Below are 17,200 nucleotides of genomic sequence, written 5' to 3' on the forward strand. Positions count from 1 at the left end.
CTGAGGATCGTTCGATGACCGACAACCACCGCCCGGACGAGCCTGACCCCACCCCGGTGGCGGGTCCGGTCGAGCAGGCCTACTCGGTCGAGAAGCAGATCGACCTCAGCCAGAAGTCCTACTCCCAGGGCCAGCTGGTCGTGCGCCGGTTCTTCCGGCACAAGGGCGCCATGGTGTCCCTCTTCGTGCTGGTCTTCATCACGGTCATGGCGTTCACCTCGATCGGCTACGGGATCATCCCGAACTGGTGGAACAAGACGTTCTACGACGCCGGTGCCACCGTGGACGGGGGGCGGCCCACCCTGCAGCTCTGGCCCTTCCAGATCGGGGAGCACCCGTTCGGGCAGGACACCATCGGCAAGGACTACTTCGCCCTCACCATGCGCGGCACCCAGCGCTCGCTCATCGTGGCCTTCACCGTGGGCCTCCTGTCGACCATCATCGGCACCTTCATCGGGGCCATCGCCGGCTTCTACCGCGGCTGGGTCGAGGCCATCCTCATGCGGGTCACCGACCTGTTCATCATCATCCCGCTGCTGGTCCTGGCCGCGGTCGTCGGCAAGATGGCTGAGGGCATCTGGTGGCTCGCCCTCATGCTCAGCCTGCTCACCTGGACCAGTCTGGCCCGTCTCGTGCGCGGCGAGGTCCTCTCGCTGCGCGAGCGCGAGTTCGTCACCGCGGCCGAGGCCATCGGCACCGGCCCGGGGCGCATCATCTTCAAGCACATCCTGCCTAACACCATCGGGACCATCATCGTGGCCGCCACGCTCGCCATCGCCATGACCATCCTGCTGGAGTCCGCGCTGTCCTTCCTCGGCTACGGGGTGCAGGCGCCGGACACCTCCCTGGGGCTGCTCATCTCGACCTACCAGAACGCCTTCCTCACCCGACCATGGCTGTTCTGGTGGCCCGGCCTCATGATCCTCGCGATCGCGCTGTCGGTGAACTTCCTCGGTGACGGGCTGCGCGACGCCTTCGACCCCCGCCAGAACAGGACGGCCGACTGATGACCACGACGACGCAGAGCGACTCCGGACAGCCGATCTACACCGGCTCCGGCACCCCCACCGGTGACGAGGAGGTGGTCCTCGGCTTCAGCGACGTCGACGTGCGCTTCAAGACCGAGTTCGGCAGCGTGCACGCGGTCAAGGGCGTCGACCTCAAGGTGCGCCCCGGCGAGGTCGTGGCCCTCGTCGGCGAGTCCGGATCGGGCAAGTCGGTCACCTCGATGACGGCGATGCGGCTGCTGCCGCGCAACGCCACCATCGGTGGCCAGGTGGACGTCGCGGGCAAGGAGGTGGGCCGGCTCAAGGAGTCGAGCATGCGCCGCCTGCGCGGCAACGATGTCGCCATGGTCTTCCAGGAGCCGATGACGGCGCTCAACCCGGTCCTGACCATCGGCACGCAGATGGTGGAGTCCATGGAGCTGCACGGCGTGGCCCGTGGCGCCTCGGCCTGGCGCCGGGCCGTCGAGCTGCTCGGCATGGTCGGCATCCCCGAGCCCGAGCGGCAGATGAAGAAGTACCCGCACGAGCTCTCCGGCGGGCAGCGGCAGCGCGTGGTCATCGCCATCGCCATCAGCTGTGACCCCAAGGTCATCATCGCCGACGAGCCGACCACGGCCCTGGACGTCACCGTGCAGGCCGACATCCTCGACCTGCTCCGCTCGCTCAAGGACAAGCTCAACACCGGCATCCTGCTCATCACCCACAACATGGGCGTGGTCGCCGACATGGCCGACCGGGTGGCCGTGATGTTCAAGGGTGAGATCGTCGAGCGCGGAACCGTGGAGGAGGTGCTGCTGCACCCGAACCACGACTACACCAGGATGCTCCTCGGCTCGGTGCCCCGGATGGGGCACGGCCGGGGCCAGATGGGCATCAGCGTCAAGGAGGAGGTCGACGCCGAGGCACCCCTGGCCATCGAGCTGAAGAACCTCGTCATCGAGTACCAACGGCTCGGCAAGGCACCCTTCCGAGCGGTCGACGACGTGAGCTTCGACGTGCGTCAGGGGGAGATCGTCGGGCTCGTCGGCGAGTCCGGATCCGGCAAGAGCACCATCGGGCGCTGCGCCCTGGGCCTCATCCCGGCAGCCTCGGGGGAGTTCCAGCTGCTGGGCCAGAACATCACCGGGATGAAGCGGCGCGACCTCAAGCCCCTGCGCAAGCGGATCGGGGTCATCTTCCAGGACCCGGCGGCCTCGCTGAACCCGCGGCTGCCCATCGGGGAGTGCATCGCCGAGCCGCTGGTCGTGCACAAGGTCGGGGACCGCAAGTCCCGCCAGCAGAAGGTCTACGAGCTGCTCGACGCCGTGCAGCTGCCGCGGGAGGTCTACAACCGTTACCCGCACGAGGTGTCCGGTGGCCAGCGGCAGCGCATCTCGGTGGCCCGCGCCCTCACCCTGGACCCCGAGCTGCTGGTGGCCGACGAGCCGACCTCGGCGCTCGACGTGTCGGTGCAGGCCCGGGTGCTCAAGATCTTCTCCGACCTGCAGGAGCAGTTCGGCTTCGCCTGCCTGTTCATCAGCCACGACCTCGCCGTCATCGACCTGCTGGCGCACAAGGTGGTGGTGCTCCAGAACGGCCGGGTCGTCGAGGCCGGGCCGCGGCAGCAGATCATGGAGAACCCTCAGGAGGACTACACCCAGCGGCTCATCGCCGCCGCCCCGGTGCCGGACCCCCTCGAGCAGGGCCGGCGTCGCCGCGAGCGGCACGAGCTGCTGCGCGAGCAGGGCGAGGAGATCGTCGAGCTCAAGGTCGACGGCGAGGAGTTCCACCAGTCGACGCAGGCCGAGGTCGTCGACACCGAGGACGTCGACGGCACCGACGGCCCGACGGGCCGCTGACCCCCCGGTGCGCGTCGTCTTCGCCGGGACCCCGGCGGCCGCCGTCCCGAGCCTGCGCGCCGTCCTGGGCTCGCACCACGACGTCGTCGGTGTCCTCACCCGGCCGGACGCCCCGGCCGGCCGCGGGCGGGGGCTGCGGCCCTCCCCGGTGCGCGAGGTGGCCGACGAGGCGGGCATACCCGTCGCGACCCCCCGCTCGTTGCGCGGCCCCGAGGTCGAGGAGCAGCTGCGGCACTGGGCCCCCGAGGCGTGCCCGGTCGTGGCCTACGGCCTGCTGGTGCCGCCCGCCCTGCTGACGCTGCCCCGGCACGGCTGGGTCAACCTGCACTTCTCGCTCCTGCCCGCGTGGCGGGGCGCGGCCCCGGTGCAGCACGCGCTGCGCGCCGGTGACGACGTCAGCGGCGCGGTGACCTTCCGGCTGGAGGAGGGTCTGGACACCGGGCCGGTGCTCGGCCGGCTCACCGAGACGGTGCGCCCGCGGGACACCGCGGGGGACCTGCTCGGCCGGCTCGCCGAGGCGGGAGCGCACCTGCTCGTGTCGACCCTGGACGCCCTGGAGGAGGGGGCCGTCCAGCCGGTCCCTCAGCCGGCCGAAGGCGTGAGCCTCGCCCCCAAGGTCGAGGTGGAGGACGCACGGGTGCCCTGGAGGCTGCCGGCGTTCGCGGTCGACCGTCTGGTGCGTTCCTGCACCCCCGAGCCCGGGGCCTGGACCGTCCTGGGTGCGGACCGGGTCAAGCTCGGCCCGGTGACCCCCGTCGACGACGCCGAGCCGTCCGTGCCGGTGCTGGGGCCGGGGCAGGTCGACGTGCGGCGTCGCGACGTGCTCGTCGGCACCGGGAGCTCCCCGGTACGCCTCGGCGACGTGCAGGCACCGGGGAAGCGGGCCATGCCGGCCACCGACTGGGCGCGCGGCGCGCGGCTGCAGCCGGGAGCGACCTTCGATGCCTGAGCCGCGCAGACGACCAGGCGGCGACCGCCCGGGTGGCACCGGGCAGCGGCGGGGCCCACGCCGCCGGTCGGCGCAGACCCCTGCGCAGCGCGCCCGGCAGGCGGACCCCGCGCGCGCCGTCGCCTACCGCGTGCTGCTCCAGGTCGACACCGAGGAGGCCTTCGCCAACCTCGTCCTGCCCGGGGCCCTGCGGTCGGCCGGGCTGAAGGGCCGCGACGCGGCCTTCGCCACCGAGCTGACCTACGGAAGCCTGCGGCTGCAGGGGCTCTACGACGCGGTCGTCGGGGTCGCCGCGAGCCGGCCTGCCGCCGAGATCGACAGTCCCGTGCGGACCGTCCTGCGGCTCGGCGTGCACCAGCTGCTGGGGATGCGGGTGCCCGGCCACGCAGCCGTCAGCGCCACCGTGGCGCTGGCCCGTCAGGAGGTCGGCCAGGGCGCCGCCGGGTTCGTCAACGCCGTGCTGCGCCGGGTGAGCGAGCAGGACCGGGAGGCCTGGGTGGCCCAGGTCGTCGCGCCGGTGGGCGACCCGACGACGCGGCTGGCCCTCGAGCACTCGCACCCCGAGTGGGTCGTCCGTGCCCTCCGGGCCGGACTGGTCTCCTCGCGCGGCCCGGACCCGGCGCAGGAGGAGCTGGCATCGCTGCTGGCCGCCCACAACACCCCCGGTCCGCTCACCCTGGTGGCCCGCCCCGGTCTCGGTGCCGAGCAGGAGCTCGAGGACGCAGGCGCCACGCCGTCCCCGGCCGCCCCGACGGCCTGGGTGCTGCCGCAGGGCGACCCCGGCGCGCTCGCGGCGGTCCGGGAGGGCCGGGCCGCGGTGCAGGACGCCGGTTCCCAGCTCCTCACGCTCGCCCTGGCCTCCGCGCCGCTGGACGGCCCCGACGAGCGGTGGCTCGACCTGTGCGCCGGGCCTGGTGGCAAGGCGGGGCTGCTCGCTGCCCTCGCCGCCGGTGCGGGGGCGTCGCTGCGGGCCAACGAGGTGAGCGAGCACCGGGCCGAGCTGGTGCGGCATACCCTCGTCGGACCGGTCCACGGGGGAGCCCGGGTGGACGTCACCGTCGGGGACGGCCGGGAGGTCGGGGCGGCACAGCCGCAGACCTACGACCGGGTCCTCGTCGACGCCCCGTGCACCGGGCTGGGAGCGCTGCGCCGACGCCCGGAGGCGCGCTGGCGTCGCAGCCCCCAGGACCTCACCACCCTGGGGCCGCTGCAGCGCGCGCTCCTGGACTCCGCGCTGCGGGCCACCCGCCCCGGCGGCCTGGTGGCCTACGCCACCTGCTCGCCGCACCTGGCCGAGACCGAGCTCGTCGTGCGGGACGTCCTCAAGCGGCACCCGGGGGTGGAACCGCTCGACGTGCGGCCCCTGCTGCGCGACCGGTCCGGCACGCCGCTCACCGACCTGGGCCCGGGCCCGTGGGCCCAGCTGTGGCCGCACCTGCACGGCACCGACGGGATGTTCGTGGCCCTGCTGGCCCTGCCCGGGCGCTCGTTAGGCTGACCCCGTGCCCTCGACCTCCTCGCCCGGCTTGCCCCTCACGCCCCGGATCAGCCCCTCGATCCTCGCCTCCGACTTCGCCCACCTCGCGACCGAGCTGGAGCGGATCGAGAGCGCCGACTGGGCGCACGTCGACGTCATGGACAACCACTTCGTGCCCAACCTCACCCTGGGCCTCCCGGTGGTGGAGTCGCTCGCGCGGGTGAGCCCGGTCCCGCTGGACTGCCACCTCATGATCGAGGACCCGGACCGCTGGGCGGCGGGCTACGCCGAGGCCGGCGCGGGGTCGGTCACCTTCCACGTGGAGGCCGCCCAGGACCCGGTGGCGACCGCGCGGTCCATCCGGGCCGCCGGCGCCCGGGCTGCCCTCGCGATCAAGCCCGACACCCCGTTCGCGCCCTACGAGGACCTGCTGGACGAGGTGGACATGGTGCTCGTCATGACCGTGGAGCCCGGCTTCGGCGGGCAGTCCTTCATGGACGACCAGCTCGCCAAGGTCAGCGCCGTGCGGGAGGCCGTCCGGGGCCGGGGGAGCGAGATCTGGGTGCAGGTCGACGGGGGCGTGTCCGCCGACACCATCGGGCGCTGCGTCGAGGCGGGCGCCGACGTCTTCGTGGCCGGCTCGGCCGTCTACGGCGCCGACGACGTGCCTGCGGCGATCGCCGACCTGCGGGACCGCGCCCGGAGCCACCTCTGTGGTTGACGGGGGCCGCTGACCGTGGACATCTGGAACGACCTCTTCTACGCCGAGCTCACGGTCTTCGGCCAGAGCGTCGCCTGGCGCGAGGTGGTCGGCAACGGCTTCGGCTTCGCCTCGGCCGTCCTCGGGATGCGCCGCACCGTGTGGGCCTGGCCGGTCGGCATCGTGGGCAACCTGCTGCTCTTCACGGTCTTCATGGGCGTCTGGTTCGCCAACCCCCAGGAGCACAGCCTGTTCGGCCAGGCCGCGCGACAGGTCTTCTTCATCGCGACCAGCGTCTACGGGTGGTGGCGCTGGCAGCGCTCCCGCCGGGGCCGCGCCAAGGGTGCCCCGGCCATCACCCCGCGCTGGGCCACGCGGGGCGAGCGGACGGCATACCTCGTGGGGGCGGCGCTGCTCGTCGTCCTGGCCCAGGGGGTCTTCGCGCAGGTGGGCGCGGGCTGGCCGGCGCCCCGCTGGTACTACTGGACCGACGCCTGGATCTTCGTCGGGTCGATGCTGGCGACCTACGCCATGGCTCGCGGCTGGGTCGACTTCTGGCTGGTGTGGATCGCGGTCGACCTCGTCGGCGTGCCCCTGCTGTGGCACTCCGGCTACTACCCCTCCGCCGTCATGTACGCCGTCTACGGCGGCCTCGTCCTCTGGGGCTTCGTGGTCTGGCGGGCGGCGGCGCGGGACGAGGCGCCGCAGGCGGCCGTGACCGGTGGTGCGCCTCCGCAGGGCGCGGACGACGCGCAGGACGCGTCGGACCCCCGCAGCGCTCGCGAGGTGCGGCCGTGAGCGGGCAGGGGGACCCCTACGCCCCCTTCCGTCCGGTCACCGGTGCGCGGGTGGCGCGGGTGGCCGCGCTCGCCTCGCTGCTCGTCTTCGGCGGGATCGCCCTGCTGGGGCCGTCCTACACCGACTCCGCCACGGCGATGTCGGTGCTCAACCGGGTCTCCATCGCCGGCTTCGGGCTGGCCATGGCCGCGTTCCTGTGGAGGTATGCCCGCATCCGCGCGGTGCCGAGCCGCACCGGTCTGCTCGTCGTCAACCTCGTGCAGCGGCGTGAGCTGGAGTGGGCGCAGGTCGTCCACGTCGGGTTCTCCGGCGGCTCGCCGTGGGTGGTGCTGGAGCTGGACGACACCGAGGAGGTGGCCGTCATGGCGATCCAGCGCGCGGACGGCCGGCGGGCGCAGCGGGAGGCCGCGCGCCTCGCGGCCCTGGTGGAGCACCACCACCGCTGAGCCCTGCGCGGCCGAGTCCCCGCAGCGCCCCCTCGGGCACCAGGGCCACCGGGCCCCGCCTACCCGGCCGGGTCCATCTCGTCGCGGGTGGGCGGCACCCGGCGTCGCGCCTCCTGCAACGTCATCCCGGACAGGACCAGCAGGTCGACGACGGTCGAGCGCACCTGCGCCCGGAGGACCTCGGCGGACAGCCCCGCTCGCGAGTGTCCCCAGGTGGACTGGCGGGCCAGGTGCACCAGGTCCTCCTGGGCGGCACCGAGGGGCTCCCGCCGGGTGAGCTGCTCCTGCAGCACCGCAGCGGCCTCGGCCAGCCCCTCGACCATGTCGGTGTAGGAGTCCGGGACGAACTCGTGGTTGCCGACGGCGGACTCCGCGCGCCGCGCGAGCACCCGCACGTTGCGGATGGCGAGGTCCAGCGGCTGCAGGAGGGCCTTGATCTCGAGCACCTCGGCGCGGTGCACCCCCGACAGCAGCGGGGCCAGCCGGGCCGCCGCGGCCGCCTCCGCGGTCGCGTCCTGCAGGGCCACCAGCTCGGAGGACAGCCCACGGGCGGTCGCCAGCGCCTGCGTGGCCCGCCCCTCGTCCCGGTTGCGCAGGGCCTGGGCGGTGTCGGTGAGCACCTCGGCGAGGTGGCCCACGAGCGCGATGATGCGCTCCCGCGGCCGCTTGGTCGTCGAGCGCATGGGGGCCAGCATGGCGATGACCAGGGCCACCGACCCGCCCACCGCCGCGTCCAGCCACCGGCTGAACGCCTCGCCGTCGCTGGCCACCAGGGTGGTGATGATGACCCCCTGGATCCCGGCCTGCATCATGAGCAGCTGTCCCGCCCCGGCGAGGACCGCGAGGCCCATGGCCACCACGCAGACCGCGAAGATCTGCCACAGGCCGGTGCCGAAGGCGTGCACGAAGACGTCGCCGATGGCCACCCCGATGGCCACCCCCACCGTGAGCTCGGCGATCCGCCGGACCCGGTCGCCGTAGGTCAGCCCCAGGCAGATCATGGCGGTGATCGGGGCGAAGAAGGGCAGGGCGTGGCCCAGGAGGTCGTGGGCGATGAACCACGCCAGGACGGCGCCGGTCGCCGCCTGCAGGATGAGCCACGCGCGAGCGCGGAGCCGGAGCAGCCGGGTCCGGGTGGCGCTGGTGCTGATCTCCTCCCGCAGCGGGTCCCACACGACGTGGCCGGCCGCGCGGGCGTGGTCGCGGGCGCTGGTCATGGGTCCAGTGTGGCCGAACGCCCGGTCACGTGCCGGACCGGCCGGAGGGCGCGGTCAGGCGCTGCGCCGGTGCGCGGCCAGCGCCTGCACGTCGCGGTCCTCGCCCTCTGTCCCCACCCGGGCGACCCGCTCGCGGCCGAAGGCGTGCAGCAGCAGCTCCAGCGGCGCACCGGTGAGGACGACGGTGCCGCTGCCCTCGGGGGGACGGCGCAGGGCCACCCGCCCATGACCGGGCGCCACGGCGACGACGCCGCACGACGCCGAGCGGTAGAGCATCCGGCCGGTCGTGCGCAGGGTGGCCCACAGCTGCTCGGCCGTCCCCTCCGGCAGCGCGGTGGGCTCCCAGCCGGGCTGGGCGCGGGCCATGTCCTCGAGGTGGATGCACAGCTCGGCCACGTTGACCGCGCGGTCCAGGACGGGCAGGCGGGTCGGCCACCACGGCGCCGGCCCGCCTCGCACGGTGTCCACGAGCTCCTCGAACGGTCGGCGCGCGGCCCGGTCCTGCACCTTCTCGGTATGCCGCTGCAGCGCCGGGACGGGCAGTCCGACGCCGGGGAGGGCGTCGACCCGGGACTCGCGGACCACGAGGTGGGCGAGCAGGTCCCGGACGGTCCACGGGTCGCACAGCGTGGGGGCGTCCGGTCCGAGCCGGAGGGCGGTGGTCGCGACGCGCTCGCGCAGCAGGTCAGGGGTGTGCGGCATACCGTCATCGAACCACGGGAAGGTCTGTCAGGCACGCGTGGTTGGATAGGTCACCGGCCCCACCCACCCACCTCTTCCAGGAGGCCCCTTCTCCATGTCCGCCACTGCCTCGAGCGCGCCGGTGCCGCGTCCCGTTGCCGACCGAGCCGTGCTGCGCCGGGGGTTGCGGGTGATCTGGGGCGGCATGCGCGCCCAGAAGCGGCCCGTCGTCGTCGCGGTGGTGGGCTCCGTGCTGTGGGCCGGGGCCACGGTGGCCACCGCCGGGGCGATCGGCTGGCTGACCTCCGAGGTGGTCGAGCCGGCCGTCGACGCCCGGCAGATCGAGGCGGCCGGCCTGTGGACCATCTTCGGGGTGCTCGTGGCGGTGCTCCTGGTCAACGTCACCGGGGTCATCCTGCGCCGGGTCTACGCCACCGTCGCCGGGTTCAACCTGCAGGCCGACTACCGGCAGCGGGTGACCCGCCAGTACCTCCGGCTGCCGCTGTCGTGGCACCACGCCCACCCCTCCGGGCAGCTGCTGTCCAACGCGCACGCCGACGTGGAGGCCACCTGGCAGGTGTTCAACCCGTTGCCGATGGCGATCGGCGTCATCGTCATGCTCGTCATCGCGGGCACGATGATGGTGCTCGTCGACCCGTTGCTGGCGATCCTGGGACTGCTCGTCTTCCCGGGCCTGTTCGCCGCCAACCTCGTCTTCCAGCGGGTCATGTCGCCGCGGATCACCCGGGCCCAGCAGCTGCGCGCCGAGGTCGCCGAGGTGGCCCACGAGTCCTTCGAGGCCGGACTGGTCGTCAAGGCCATGGGCCGGGAGGACCAGGAGACCGAGCGCTTCCGCGCCAAGACCCACGAGCTGCGCGACGCCCTCATCCTCGTCGGCCGCACCCGGGGGGTGTTCGAGCCGGTCATCGAGGCGATCCCCACGCTGGGCACGCTCGCCGTGCTGGGGGTCGGCACCTGGCAGGTCTCCCGGGGCGAGCTGGACGCGGCGGAGGTCGTGCAGATGGCCTACCTCTTCTCCATCCTCGCCTTCCCCGTGCGTGCCCTGGGCTGGGTCCTCGCGGAGATCCCCCGCTCGGTCGTGGGGCACGACCGGGTGCAGCACGTGCTGCAGGCGCAGGGGGGTATGGCGTACGGCAGCTCCGCGCTGCCCCGGCGCAGCCCCGCGTCCTCCCGCCTCGCCGGGGTCACCTACGCCCACGCGGGCGAGGAGCGCCCGACGATCCGCGGCGTCACCCTCGACATCCCCTCGGGCGGCACGGTGGCCCTGGTCGGGCCGACCGGGTCGGGCAAGAGCACCCTCGCCAACCTCACCCTGCGGCTCGTCGACGCCGACTCCGGCTCGGTCCGCCTCGACGGCGTCGAGGCCCGGGACCTGGCCCGGGGGCAGCTGCCGGCCAGCGCCGCGCTGGTCGCCCAGCAGACCTTCATGTTCGACGACACGGTCCGCGGCAACATCACGCTGGGCGCGGACTCCGACGACGCCGAGGTGTGGGAGTCCTTGCGGATCGCCCAGGCCGACGACTTCGTGCGTGCCCTCCCCGCCGGCCTGGACACCGTCATCGGTGAGCGTGGGGGCAGCCTGTCCGGCGGGCAGCGGCAGCGCATCGCCCTCGCCCGGGCCATCTGGCGCCGGCCACGGCTGCTGGTGCTGGACGACGCCACCAGCGCCGTCGACCCGTCCGTGGAGCAGGCGATCCTGGCCGGGCTGCGCGAGGCCCGGGGAGGCATGACCGTCCTGGTCGTCGCCTACCGGCTGGCCACCATCCTGCTGGCCGACGAGGTGGTCTACGTCGAGCACGGCGCCGTCGTGGACCAGGGGTCGCACGAGCAGCTGCTGGGCCGGTGCCGGGGCTACGTCGACCTGGTCCAGGCGTACTCGCGGGAGGCGGCCGAGCGGGCCGCCGTGACACGGCAGGAGGAGCCGTCATGAGCACCGCGGCGGCGAGGGAGTCCAGCCAGATCGACGCGCAGTCCGAGCTCGGCGTCGGCGCGACGCTGCGCCGAGGGTTCCAGCTGTCGCCGGAGCTCAGGGTCGGCCTGTGGCTCACCGTCGGACTGGCCCTGGTCGCGACCGTGGGGCGGGTGGTCATCCCCTTCGTCGTGCAGCAGGCCACCGACAACGGCATCCAGGCCGAGGGCGGGCCGGACGTCGGCTTCGTCCTCACCGCGATCGCCATCGCCGCCGGCGTCGTGCTGGTCACCTCGCTGGCGCAGTACGCCGTCAACGTCCGGCTCTTCCGGTCGGCCGAGTCGGGGCTGGCCACGCTGCGGCTCAAGGCGTTCCGCCACATCCACGACCTGTCGGTGCTGACCCAGAGCACCGAGCGTCGGGGCGCGCTGGTCTCCCGCGTCACCAGCGACGTCGACACCATCTCGATGTTCGTGCAGTTCGGCGGGCTCATGCTGCTCGTCAGCTCGGCGCAGATCGTGCTGGCCACGATCCTCATGGTCGTCTACAGCCCGGTCCTGGCGGGGGTCGTCTACCTCTGCCTGGTCCCGCTCGTGCTGCTGGTCCGCTGGCTGCAACCGGTGCTGGGGCGTGCCTACGGCACCGTCCGGGAACGGGTCGGGGACCTGCTGGGCGCCATCAGCGAGGCGATCGTCGGCGCTACGACCATCCGGGCCTACGGGGTCGAGGACCGCACGGCGACCCGCATCGACGGGGCGATCGAGGCGCATCGCCGGTCGGCGATCCGGGCGCAGGTGCGCTCGGTCCTGGCCTTCGTCTCGGGGCAGACCTTCGCCGGCGTGACGACCGCGGTCGTGCTCGTCGTGGGGACCGTGCTGGCGGCCCGGGGCGACATGACGCTCGGCGAGCTGCTCGCCTTCCTCTTCCTCGTCAACCTTTTCACCCAGCCGGTGCTCATGGCCACCGAGATCTTCACCGAGATGCAGAACGCCGTGGCCGGCTGGCGGCGGGTCATCGGGGTCATCGACACCCCGGCCGACGTGTCGGACCCGGGTGCCGACGGCGTCGTCCTCGACCGGGGGCCCATCACCATCGACTTCGAGGGTGTCTGGTTCTCCTACCCCGGTGGCGAGCCGGTCCTGCGGGACGTCGACCTGCGCATCGAGCCGCACACCCGGGTCGCCGTCGTGGGCCAGACGGGGTCCGGCAAGACCACCCTGGCCAAGCTGCTGACCCGGCTCATGGACCCCAGCGACGGCGTGGTGCGGCTCGACGGTACCGACCTGCGCGACGTGAGCTTCGCGAGCCTGCGCCAGCGGGTCGTGCTCGTCCCGCAGGAGGGCTTCCTCTTCGACGCCGACCTGGCCGACAACATCCGGTTCGCCCGCCCGGAGGCGAGCGACGAGGAGCTGCACCTGGCCATCACCGAGCTCGGGCTCGACTCCTGGGTCGACGGCCTCCCGCACGGCCTGGCCACGCAGGTGGGTCAGCGCGGCGAGTCGCTGTCGGCGGGGGAGCGGCAGCTGGTGGCCATCGCCCGGGCCTACCTCGCCGACCCCGACCTGCTCGTGCTCGACGAGGCGACCAGCGCCGTCGACCCCGCCACCGAGGTGCGGGTGCAGCGAGCCCTGGAGGGGCTGACCACGGGCCGGACCTCGGTGGCCATCGCCCACCGCCTCTCGACCGCGGAGGCGGCCGACCTCGTCGTGGTCGTGGATGCCGGGCGGATCGTGGAGCTGGGCCCGCACCGCGAGCTGGTGGGCCAGGGCGGGGTGTATGCCGGCATGCACCGTTCCTGGGCGGCGCAGCAGAGCAGCGGGTGAGCGGGGCCGCCATGGCCACGCCGCGGCGAGGTCGCCCCGCCCGGGACGCGCGCTCCGGGGCGCGGGGCAGCGTGCTCGCCCTGCTCGCGGTGAGCACCGCCCTGGTGTCCACCACCCAGCCGTGGGTCGTCCGGCAGGGGGTGGACGCGGCAGGGGTGAGCACCCAGGAGTCCTGGACCGGGCGAGAGCTGGCAGCCCCCGTGGTGGCGGTGCTCCTCGTCGTCGCCGCGGCCGGACTCGCTGGGCTGGCGTGGCGTGGTCGCCCCGGTCTCGGCGCCCGGGTGCTGGCCCTGGTCGCGGCCGTGGCGGCACTGGGCCTGGTCGTGGCTGCCCGGCCGGCGGACCCGACCCCCTGGTGGTGGGTGGGTCTGGCCGGTGCAGCGGCGGCGGTCGTCGGGACCCTGATGGCGGTCCCGCCGGCGCCTCGCGCGCGGCGCTCCGGGGGAGCGGCCCCGCCCACGGACCCTGGGCCGGCGACCGGCCCCGAGGTCGAGGCCCACGAGCAGGCCCGCCGGTCCGACGAGGCGTCCTGGGCGGCGCTGTCGAAGGGGGAGGACCCGACCATCGCACCTGCTCGGTCCGAGGAGGGGGCGGCTGGCACAATGTCCGACGAGGGTGCCGACGGGAGTCGGGTCGACCCGTCCAGCCGCTGAGTCGAGGAGCACAACCACATGCACGAGGACAGCCACGGTCACAGCGTCGCCGCCTGGGTGGGCGTCGGCATCATGCTCGTCGCCAGCGTCATCGGGAGCTGGGGTGTCGTGTTCTCCCCGGACTGGCTGCTCTACGTCGGTCTGGCCCTCGGTGTGGTCGGGGCGCTCGCCTGGTACCTCCTCGACAGGGCCGGGATGGGCGACCCCCACCAGCACGCCGACGAGCACTGACCGCCCGGCCGGGTCGAGGCCCGGCCCGGACCGGCCCCGCGACCGCGCCCCCGGGGAGCGGCGACTAGGCTGGGGGAGTGTCCACCGTGCTCGAGCAGATCGTCAGCGGGGTCCGCGAGGACCTCGACCAGCGCCGGCGCTCGACGCCCCTGGACGAGGTCCAGGAGCGCGCCCGGCACGCCCCCTCGTGCCGTGACGCCTGGGGGGCGCTGAGCGCCCCGGGCACCCACGTCATCGCGGAGGTCAAGCGCAGCAGCCCCTCGAAGGGTGCGCTGGCGGCCATCGCCGAGCCCGCCTCGCTGGCCGCCGACTACGAGGCCGGGGGCGCGACGGTGGTCAGCGTCCTCACCGAGGGCCGACGCTTCGGGGGCTCCCTCGCCGACCTCGACGCCGTCCGCGCCGCCGTCGAGATCCCCGTGCTGCGCAAGGACTTCGTCATCGACCCCTACCAGGTCTGGGAGGCCCGCGCGCACGGCGCCGACCTCGTCCTGCTCATCGTTGCCGCGCTGCCGCAGGAGGTCCTCGTCGGCCTGCTGGAGCGGACCGAGGCCCTGGGCATGCAGGCGCTCGTCGAGGTGCACGACGAGACCGAGCTGGACCGCGCCCTCACCGCGGGCGCCCGGGTCATCGGCGTCAACAACCGCAACCTCAAGACCCTCGAGGTCGACCGCGGCACCTTCGCCCGGCTGGCGCCCGGCATACCCCCCGACCGGGTGGCGGTCGCCGAGTCGGGGGTGCGGGGACCCCTCGACCTCGTGGAGCTCGCCGAGGCCGGCGCCCAGGCCGTGCTCGTGGGGGAGGCGCTGGTGACCCACGGGATGCCGCGCGAGGCCGTCGCGCGCATGGTGGCCGCCGGGTCCCACCCGGCGGTCCACGCCGGAGCCGAGGCCCGGACGGGAGGACGGCGATGACCACGACCCAGCAGGTGGGCGACCGCTTCGGCGACTTCGGCGGCCGCTACGTGCCCGAGGCGCTGGTGGCCGCGCTCGACGAGCTCGACGCCGCCCGGACCGAGGCCATGGCCGACCCCGACTTCCTCGCCGAGCTGGACCGGTTGCAGCGCGACTACACCGGGCGCCCCAGCCCGCTGACGGAGGTGCCGCGCTTCGCCGCGCACGCCGGCGGCCCGCGCATCTTCCTCAAGCGCGAGGACCTCAACCACACGGGCTCGCACAAGATCAACAACGTGCTGGGCCAGGCGCTGCTGGCGGTGCGGATGGGCAAGCGCCGGGTCATCGCCGAGACCGGCGCCGGCCAGCACGGCGTGGCGACGGCCACCGCGGCCGCGCTCATGGGGCTGGAGTGCACCGTCTACATGGGCCAGGTGGACACCGAGCGCCAGGCGCTCAACGTCGCCCGCATGAGGTTGCTGGGGGCGGAGGTGGTCGCCGTCCCGACGGGCAGCGCCACCCTCAAGGACGCCATCAACGAGGCCATGCGCGACTGGGTCACCCACGTCGGCCACACCCACTACCTGCTCGGCACGGTGACCGGGCCGCACCCCTTCCCGACCATGGTCCGCGACTTCCACGCGGTCATCGGCCAGGAGGCCCGCAAGCAGCTCGACGACGTGGTGGGCGGGCTGCCGGACGCCGTCTGCGCCTGCGTGGGCGGGGGCTCCAACGCCATCGGGATCTTCCACGCCTTCCGCGACGAGCCGTCGGTGGCCCTGTGGGGCTTCGAGGCCGGCGGGGACGGCGTCGAGACCGGTCGGCACGCCGCCCGGTTCTCCGGCGGCGAGCCGGGGGTCCTGCACGGCGCCTCGACCTACGTCCTGCAGGACGCCGACGGGCAGACCCTGGAGACGCACTCGGTCTCGGCCGGTCTGGACTACCCCTCGATCGGTCCCGAGCACGCGTTCCTCCACGACAGCGGGCTCGCGCACTACGCACCGGTGACGGACCGCGAGGCGATGGACGCCTTCTCCCTGCTCTGCCGCACCGAGGGCATCATCCCGGCGATCGAGAGCGCCCACGCGCTGGCGGGCGCCCTGCGGATCGGGCCCGAGCTGGGCGAGGGGTCGGTCGTGCTCGTCAACCTGTCCGGCCGCGGCGACAAGGACGTCGACACCGCCGCCCGCTGGTTCGGGCTGGTCGACGACGAGGGCCAGGCCGAGGTGGACGGCGAGACCGGTCCGGGCGACGACCAGGGCGAGGACGCATGAGCGCCCTGGACGACCTCTTCGCCGGCTGCCGTGCGGAGGGGCGGTCCGCCCTGGTCGGCTACCTGCCGGCCGGCTACCCGGACCTGCCGACGTCGCTCGAGGCGATCCGCACGCTCGCGGAGGCAGGCGCGGACGTCATCGAGGTGGGGGTGCCCTACACCGACCCGCTCATGGACGGCCCGGTCGTCGAGCGGGCGGCCAGCACCGCCCTCCGGGCCGGCTTCCGGCTCAAGGACGTCTTCACCGTGGTGGCGGCCGCCCGGGACGCCGGGGCGGTGCCGGTCGTCATGACCTACTGGAACCCCGTGCTGCGGTACGGCGTGGACCGCTTCGCGCAGGACCTCGCCGACGCGGGTGGTGCCGGGCTCATCACCCCCGACCTCATCCCGGACGAGGCGGGTCCCTGGAGGGCGGCGGCACAGGAGCGCGGCCTCGCTCCGGTCTTCCTGGTGGCGCCGAGCTCCACCGACGACCGCCTGCGGTCCACGACCCAGGCCTGCCGCGGCTTCGTCTACGTCGCCTCCACGATGGGGGTCACCGGGGTGCGCGACGCGGTCGGCGCGGATGCCGAGCGGCTGGTCCAGCGCACCCGGGCCGTGACCGACCTCCCGTTGTGCGTGGGGCTGGGGGTGAGCACGGGCGACCAGGCCGCCCAGGTCGCCGCCTTCGCCGACGGCGTCATCGTCGGGTCGGCCCTCGTCCGCGCCCTGGGCGGGTCCGACGGGCTCGGGGCCCTGCGCCACCTCACCGAGGAGCTGGCCGCCGGGGTCCGCCGGGCATGACCACGGTGCGGCGTCAGCCGACGCCCGGGGTGCGGTCCGGACCACACGTCCTGGACGTCGTGGGCCTCGGCGTCCGTCTGGGGCTCGCCGGCGTCCTCGGCTACGCCGGGTGGACCAAGGTCGTCGACCTCACGGGGTCGGTCCAGAACGTGCTGGCCTACGAGCTGTTCTCCTACGAGGTCGCCCGGGCCGTCGGGGTCCTGCTGCCCGTCCTGGAGCTCGCGCTGGCCGCTCTCCTCCTCCTGGGGCTGCTCACCCGCGGCGCCGCCGCGGCGACCGCGGTGCTCATGACGGTGTTCGTCGTGGGGATCGCGTCGGCCTGGGCCCGCGGCCTGTCCATCGACTGCGGCTGCTTCGGCACCGGAGGGCGCGTCGCGCCCGAGGAGACGAGGTACCTCGCCGAGATGCTGCGGGACGTGGGCTTCGTCGCGATGGCGGCCTGGCTGGTCGTCCGGCCACGCACACCGTTCTCCCTCGACCACCACCTGCTCGGAAGGACCTGAC

Annotated in this window: 17 protein-coding genes; 15 read left to right on the top strand and 2 right to left on the bottom strand. The window is 74.0% G+C overall.

The window, feature by feature from the left end:
* Positions 1–14: 14 nt before the first annotated feature.
* The 7 genes from AVL62_RS07335 to AVL62_RS07365 are packed head-to-tail and all read left to right on the top strand — an operon-like array spanning position 15 to position 7,215.
* The gene (locus AVL62_RS07335) at positions 15–1,007 is read left to right on the top strand and encodes an ABC transporter permease (RefSeq protein ID WP_058891003.1); all 993 of its coding nucleotides are present in this window, start codon (positions 15–17) and stop codon (positions 1,005–1,007) included.
* Positions 1,007–2,845 carry an ABC transporter ATP-binding protein gene (locus AVL62_RS07340; RefSeq protein ID WP_058891004.1) on the top strand — a complete coding sequence of 613 codons (1,839 nt, stop codon included), beginning with the start codon at positions 1,007–1,009 and terminating at the stop codon, positions 2,843–2,845. The genes AVL62_RS07335 and AVL62_RS07340 overlap by 1 nt, the downstream gene beginning before the upstream one ends.
* Positions 2,846–2,852: 7 nt before the next feature.
* Positions 2,853–3,794: a methionyl-tRNA formyltransferase gene (gene fmt / locus AVL62_RS07345; protein WP_058891005.1), complete on the top strand. Its 942-nt coding sequence runs from the start codon at positions 2,853–2,855 to the stop codon at positions 3,792–3,794.
* A complete protein-coding gene (locus tag AVL62_RS07350) occupies positions 3,787–5,292 on the top strand; it encodes an RsmB/NOP family class I SAM-dependent RNA methyltransferase (protein WP_058891006.1) in 1,506 nt (501 codons plus the stop codon). Before fmt ends, AVL62_RS07350 begins: the two co-directional genes overlap by 8 nt.
* Before the next feature lie 4 nt (positions 5,293–5,296).
* Positions 5,297–5,992 (top strand): ribulose-phosphate 3-epimerase, encoded by a 696-nt coding sequence (gene rpe, locus AVL62_RS07355; protein ID WP_235585587.1) that lies wholly within the window; start codon positions 5,297–5,299, stop codon positions 5,990–5,992.
* 15 nt (positions 5,993–6,007) lie between these two features.
* Complete coding sequence (pnuC, locus tag AVL62_RS07360; protein ID WP_083518782.1) at positions 6,008–6,769, top strand: nicotinamide riboside transporter PnuC; 762 nt, start codon at positions 6,008–6,010, stop codon at positions 6,767–6,769.
* On the top strand, positions 6,766–7,215 hold the full coding sequence (locus AVL62_RS07365; protein WP_058891007.1) for a PH domain-containing protein: 450 nt from the start codon (positions 6,766–6,768) through the stop codon (positions 7,213–7,215). The genes pnuC and AVL62_RS07365 overlap by 4 nt, the downstream gene beginning before the upstream one ends.
* A gap of 59 nt (positions 7,216–7,274) precedes the next feature.
* Here the strand turns inward: AVL62_RS07365 and AVL62_RS07370 are convergent, their stop codons facing one another.
* Together AVL62_RS07370 and AVL62_RS07375 are read right to left on the bottom strand one after the other, a co-directional pair.
* Positions 7,275–8,432, bottom strand: coding sequence for an FUSC family protein (locus AVL62_RS07370; protein WP_058891008.1), 1,158 nt, complete (start codon positions 8,430–8,432; stop codon positions 7,275–7,277).
* Between the two features lie 54 nt (positions 8,433–8,486).
* Positions 8,487–9,134, bottom strand: coding sequence for a TIGR03085 family metal-binding protein (locus tag AVL62_RS07375; RefSeq protein ID WP_058891009.1), 648 nt, complete (start codon positions 9,132–9,134; stop codon positions 8,487–8,489).
* Between the two features lie 94 nt (positions 9,135–9,228).
* Between AVL62_RS07375 and AVL62_RS07380 the strand changes: the two genes are divergently transcribed.
* From AVL62_RS07380 to AVL62_RS07415, 8 genes are all read left to right on the top strand, one after another.
* The gene (locus AVL62_RS07380; protein WP_058891010.1) at positions 9,229–11,064 is read left to right on the top strand and encodes an ABC transporter ATP-binding protein; all 1,836 of its coding nucleotides are present in this window, start codon (positions 9,229–9,231) and stop codon (positions 11,062–11,064) included.
* A complete protein-coding gene (locus AVL62_RS07385; RefSeq protein ID WP_058891011.1) occupies positions 11,061–12,866 on the top strand; it encodes an ABC transporter ATP-binding protein in 1,806 nt (601 codons plus the stop codon). Before AVL62_RS07380 ends, AVL62_RS07385 begins: the two co-directional genes overlap by 4 nt.
* Positions 12,863–13,519 (top strand): hypothetical protein, encoded by a 657-nt coding sequence (locus AVL62_RS07390; RefSeq protein WP_058891012.1) that lies wholly within the window; start codon positions 12,863–12,865, stop codon positions 13,517–13,519. Before AVL62_RS07385 ends, AVL62_RS07390 begins: the two co-directional genes overlap by 4 nt.
* 18 nt (positions 13,520–13,537) lie before the next feature.
* Entirely contained in the window at positions 13,538–13,750 is a 213-nt protein-coding gene (locus AVL62_RS07395; RefSeq protein ID WP_058891013.1) for an HGxxPAAW family protein, read from the top strand.
* A gap of 77 nt (positions 13,751–13,827) precedes the next feature.
* Positions 13,828–14,661, top strand: coding sequence for an indole-3-glycerol phosphate synthase TrpC (gene trpC / locus AVL62_RS07400; RefSeq protein WP_201023227.1), 834 nt, complete (start codon positions 13,828–13,830; stop codon positions 14,659–14,661).
* Positions 14,658–15,914 carry a tryptophan synthase subunit beta gene (trpB, locus tag AVL62_RS07405; RefSeq protein WP_058891014.1) on the top strand — a complete coding sequence of 419 codons (1,257 nt, stop codon included), beginning with the start codon at positions 14,658–14,660 and terminating at the stop codon, positions 15,912–15,914. Before trpC ends, trpB begins: the two co-directional genes overlap by 4 nt.
* Complete coding sequence (gene trpA, locus AVL62_RS07410) at positions 15,911–16,696, top strand: tryptophan synthase subunit alpha (protein ID WP_058891015.1); 786 nt, start codon at positions 15,911–15,913, stop codon at positions 16,694–16,696. The genes trpB and trpA overlap by 4 nt, the downstream gene beginning before the upstream one ends.
* Positions 16,693–17,199 carry a MauE/DoxX family redox-associated membrane protein gene (locus AVL62_RS07415; protein ID WP_083518784.1) on the top strand — a complete coding sequence of 169 codons (507 nt, stop codon included), beginning with the start codon at positions 16,693–16,695 and terminating at the stop codon, positions 17,197–17,199. Before trpA ends, AVL62_RS07415 begins: the two co-directional genes overlap by 4 nt.
* Position 17,200: the final 1 nt, after the last annotated feature.

Origin of the sequence: Serinicoccus chungangensis (assembly GCF_001483745.1) — a bacterium.
GTDB lineage: Bacteria > Actinomycetota > Actinomycetes > Actinomycetales > Dermatophilaceae > Ornithinicoccus > Ornithinicoccus chungangensis_A.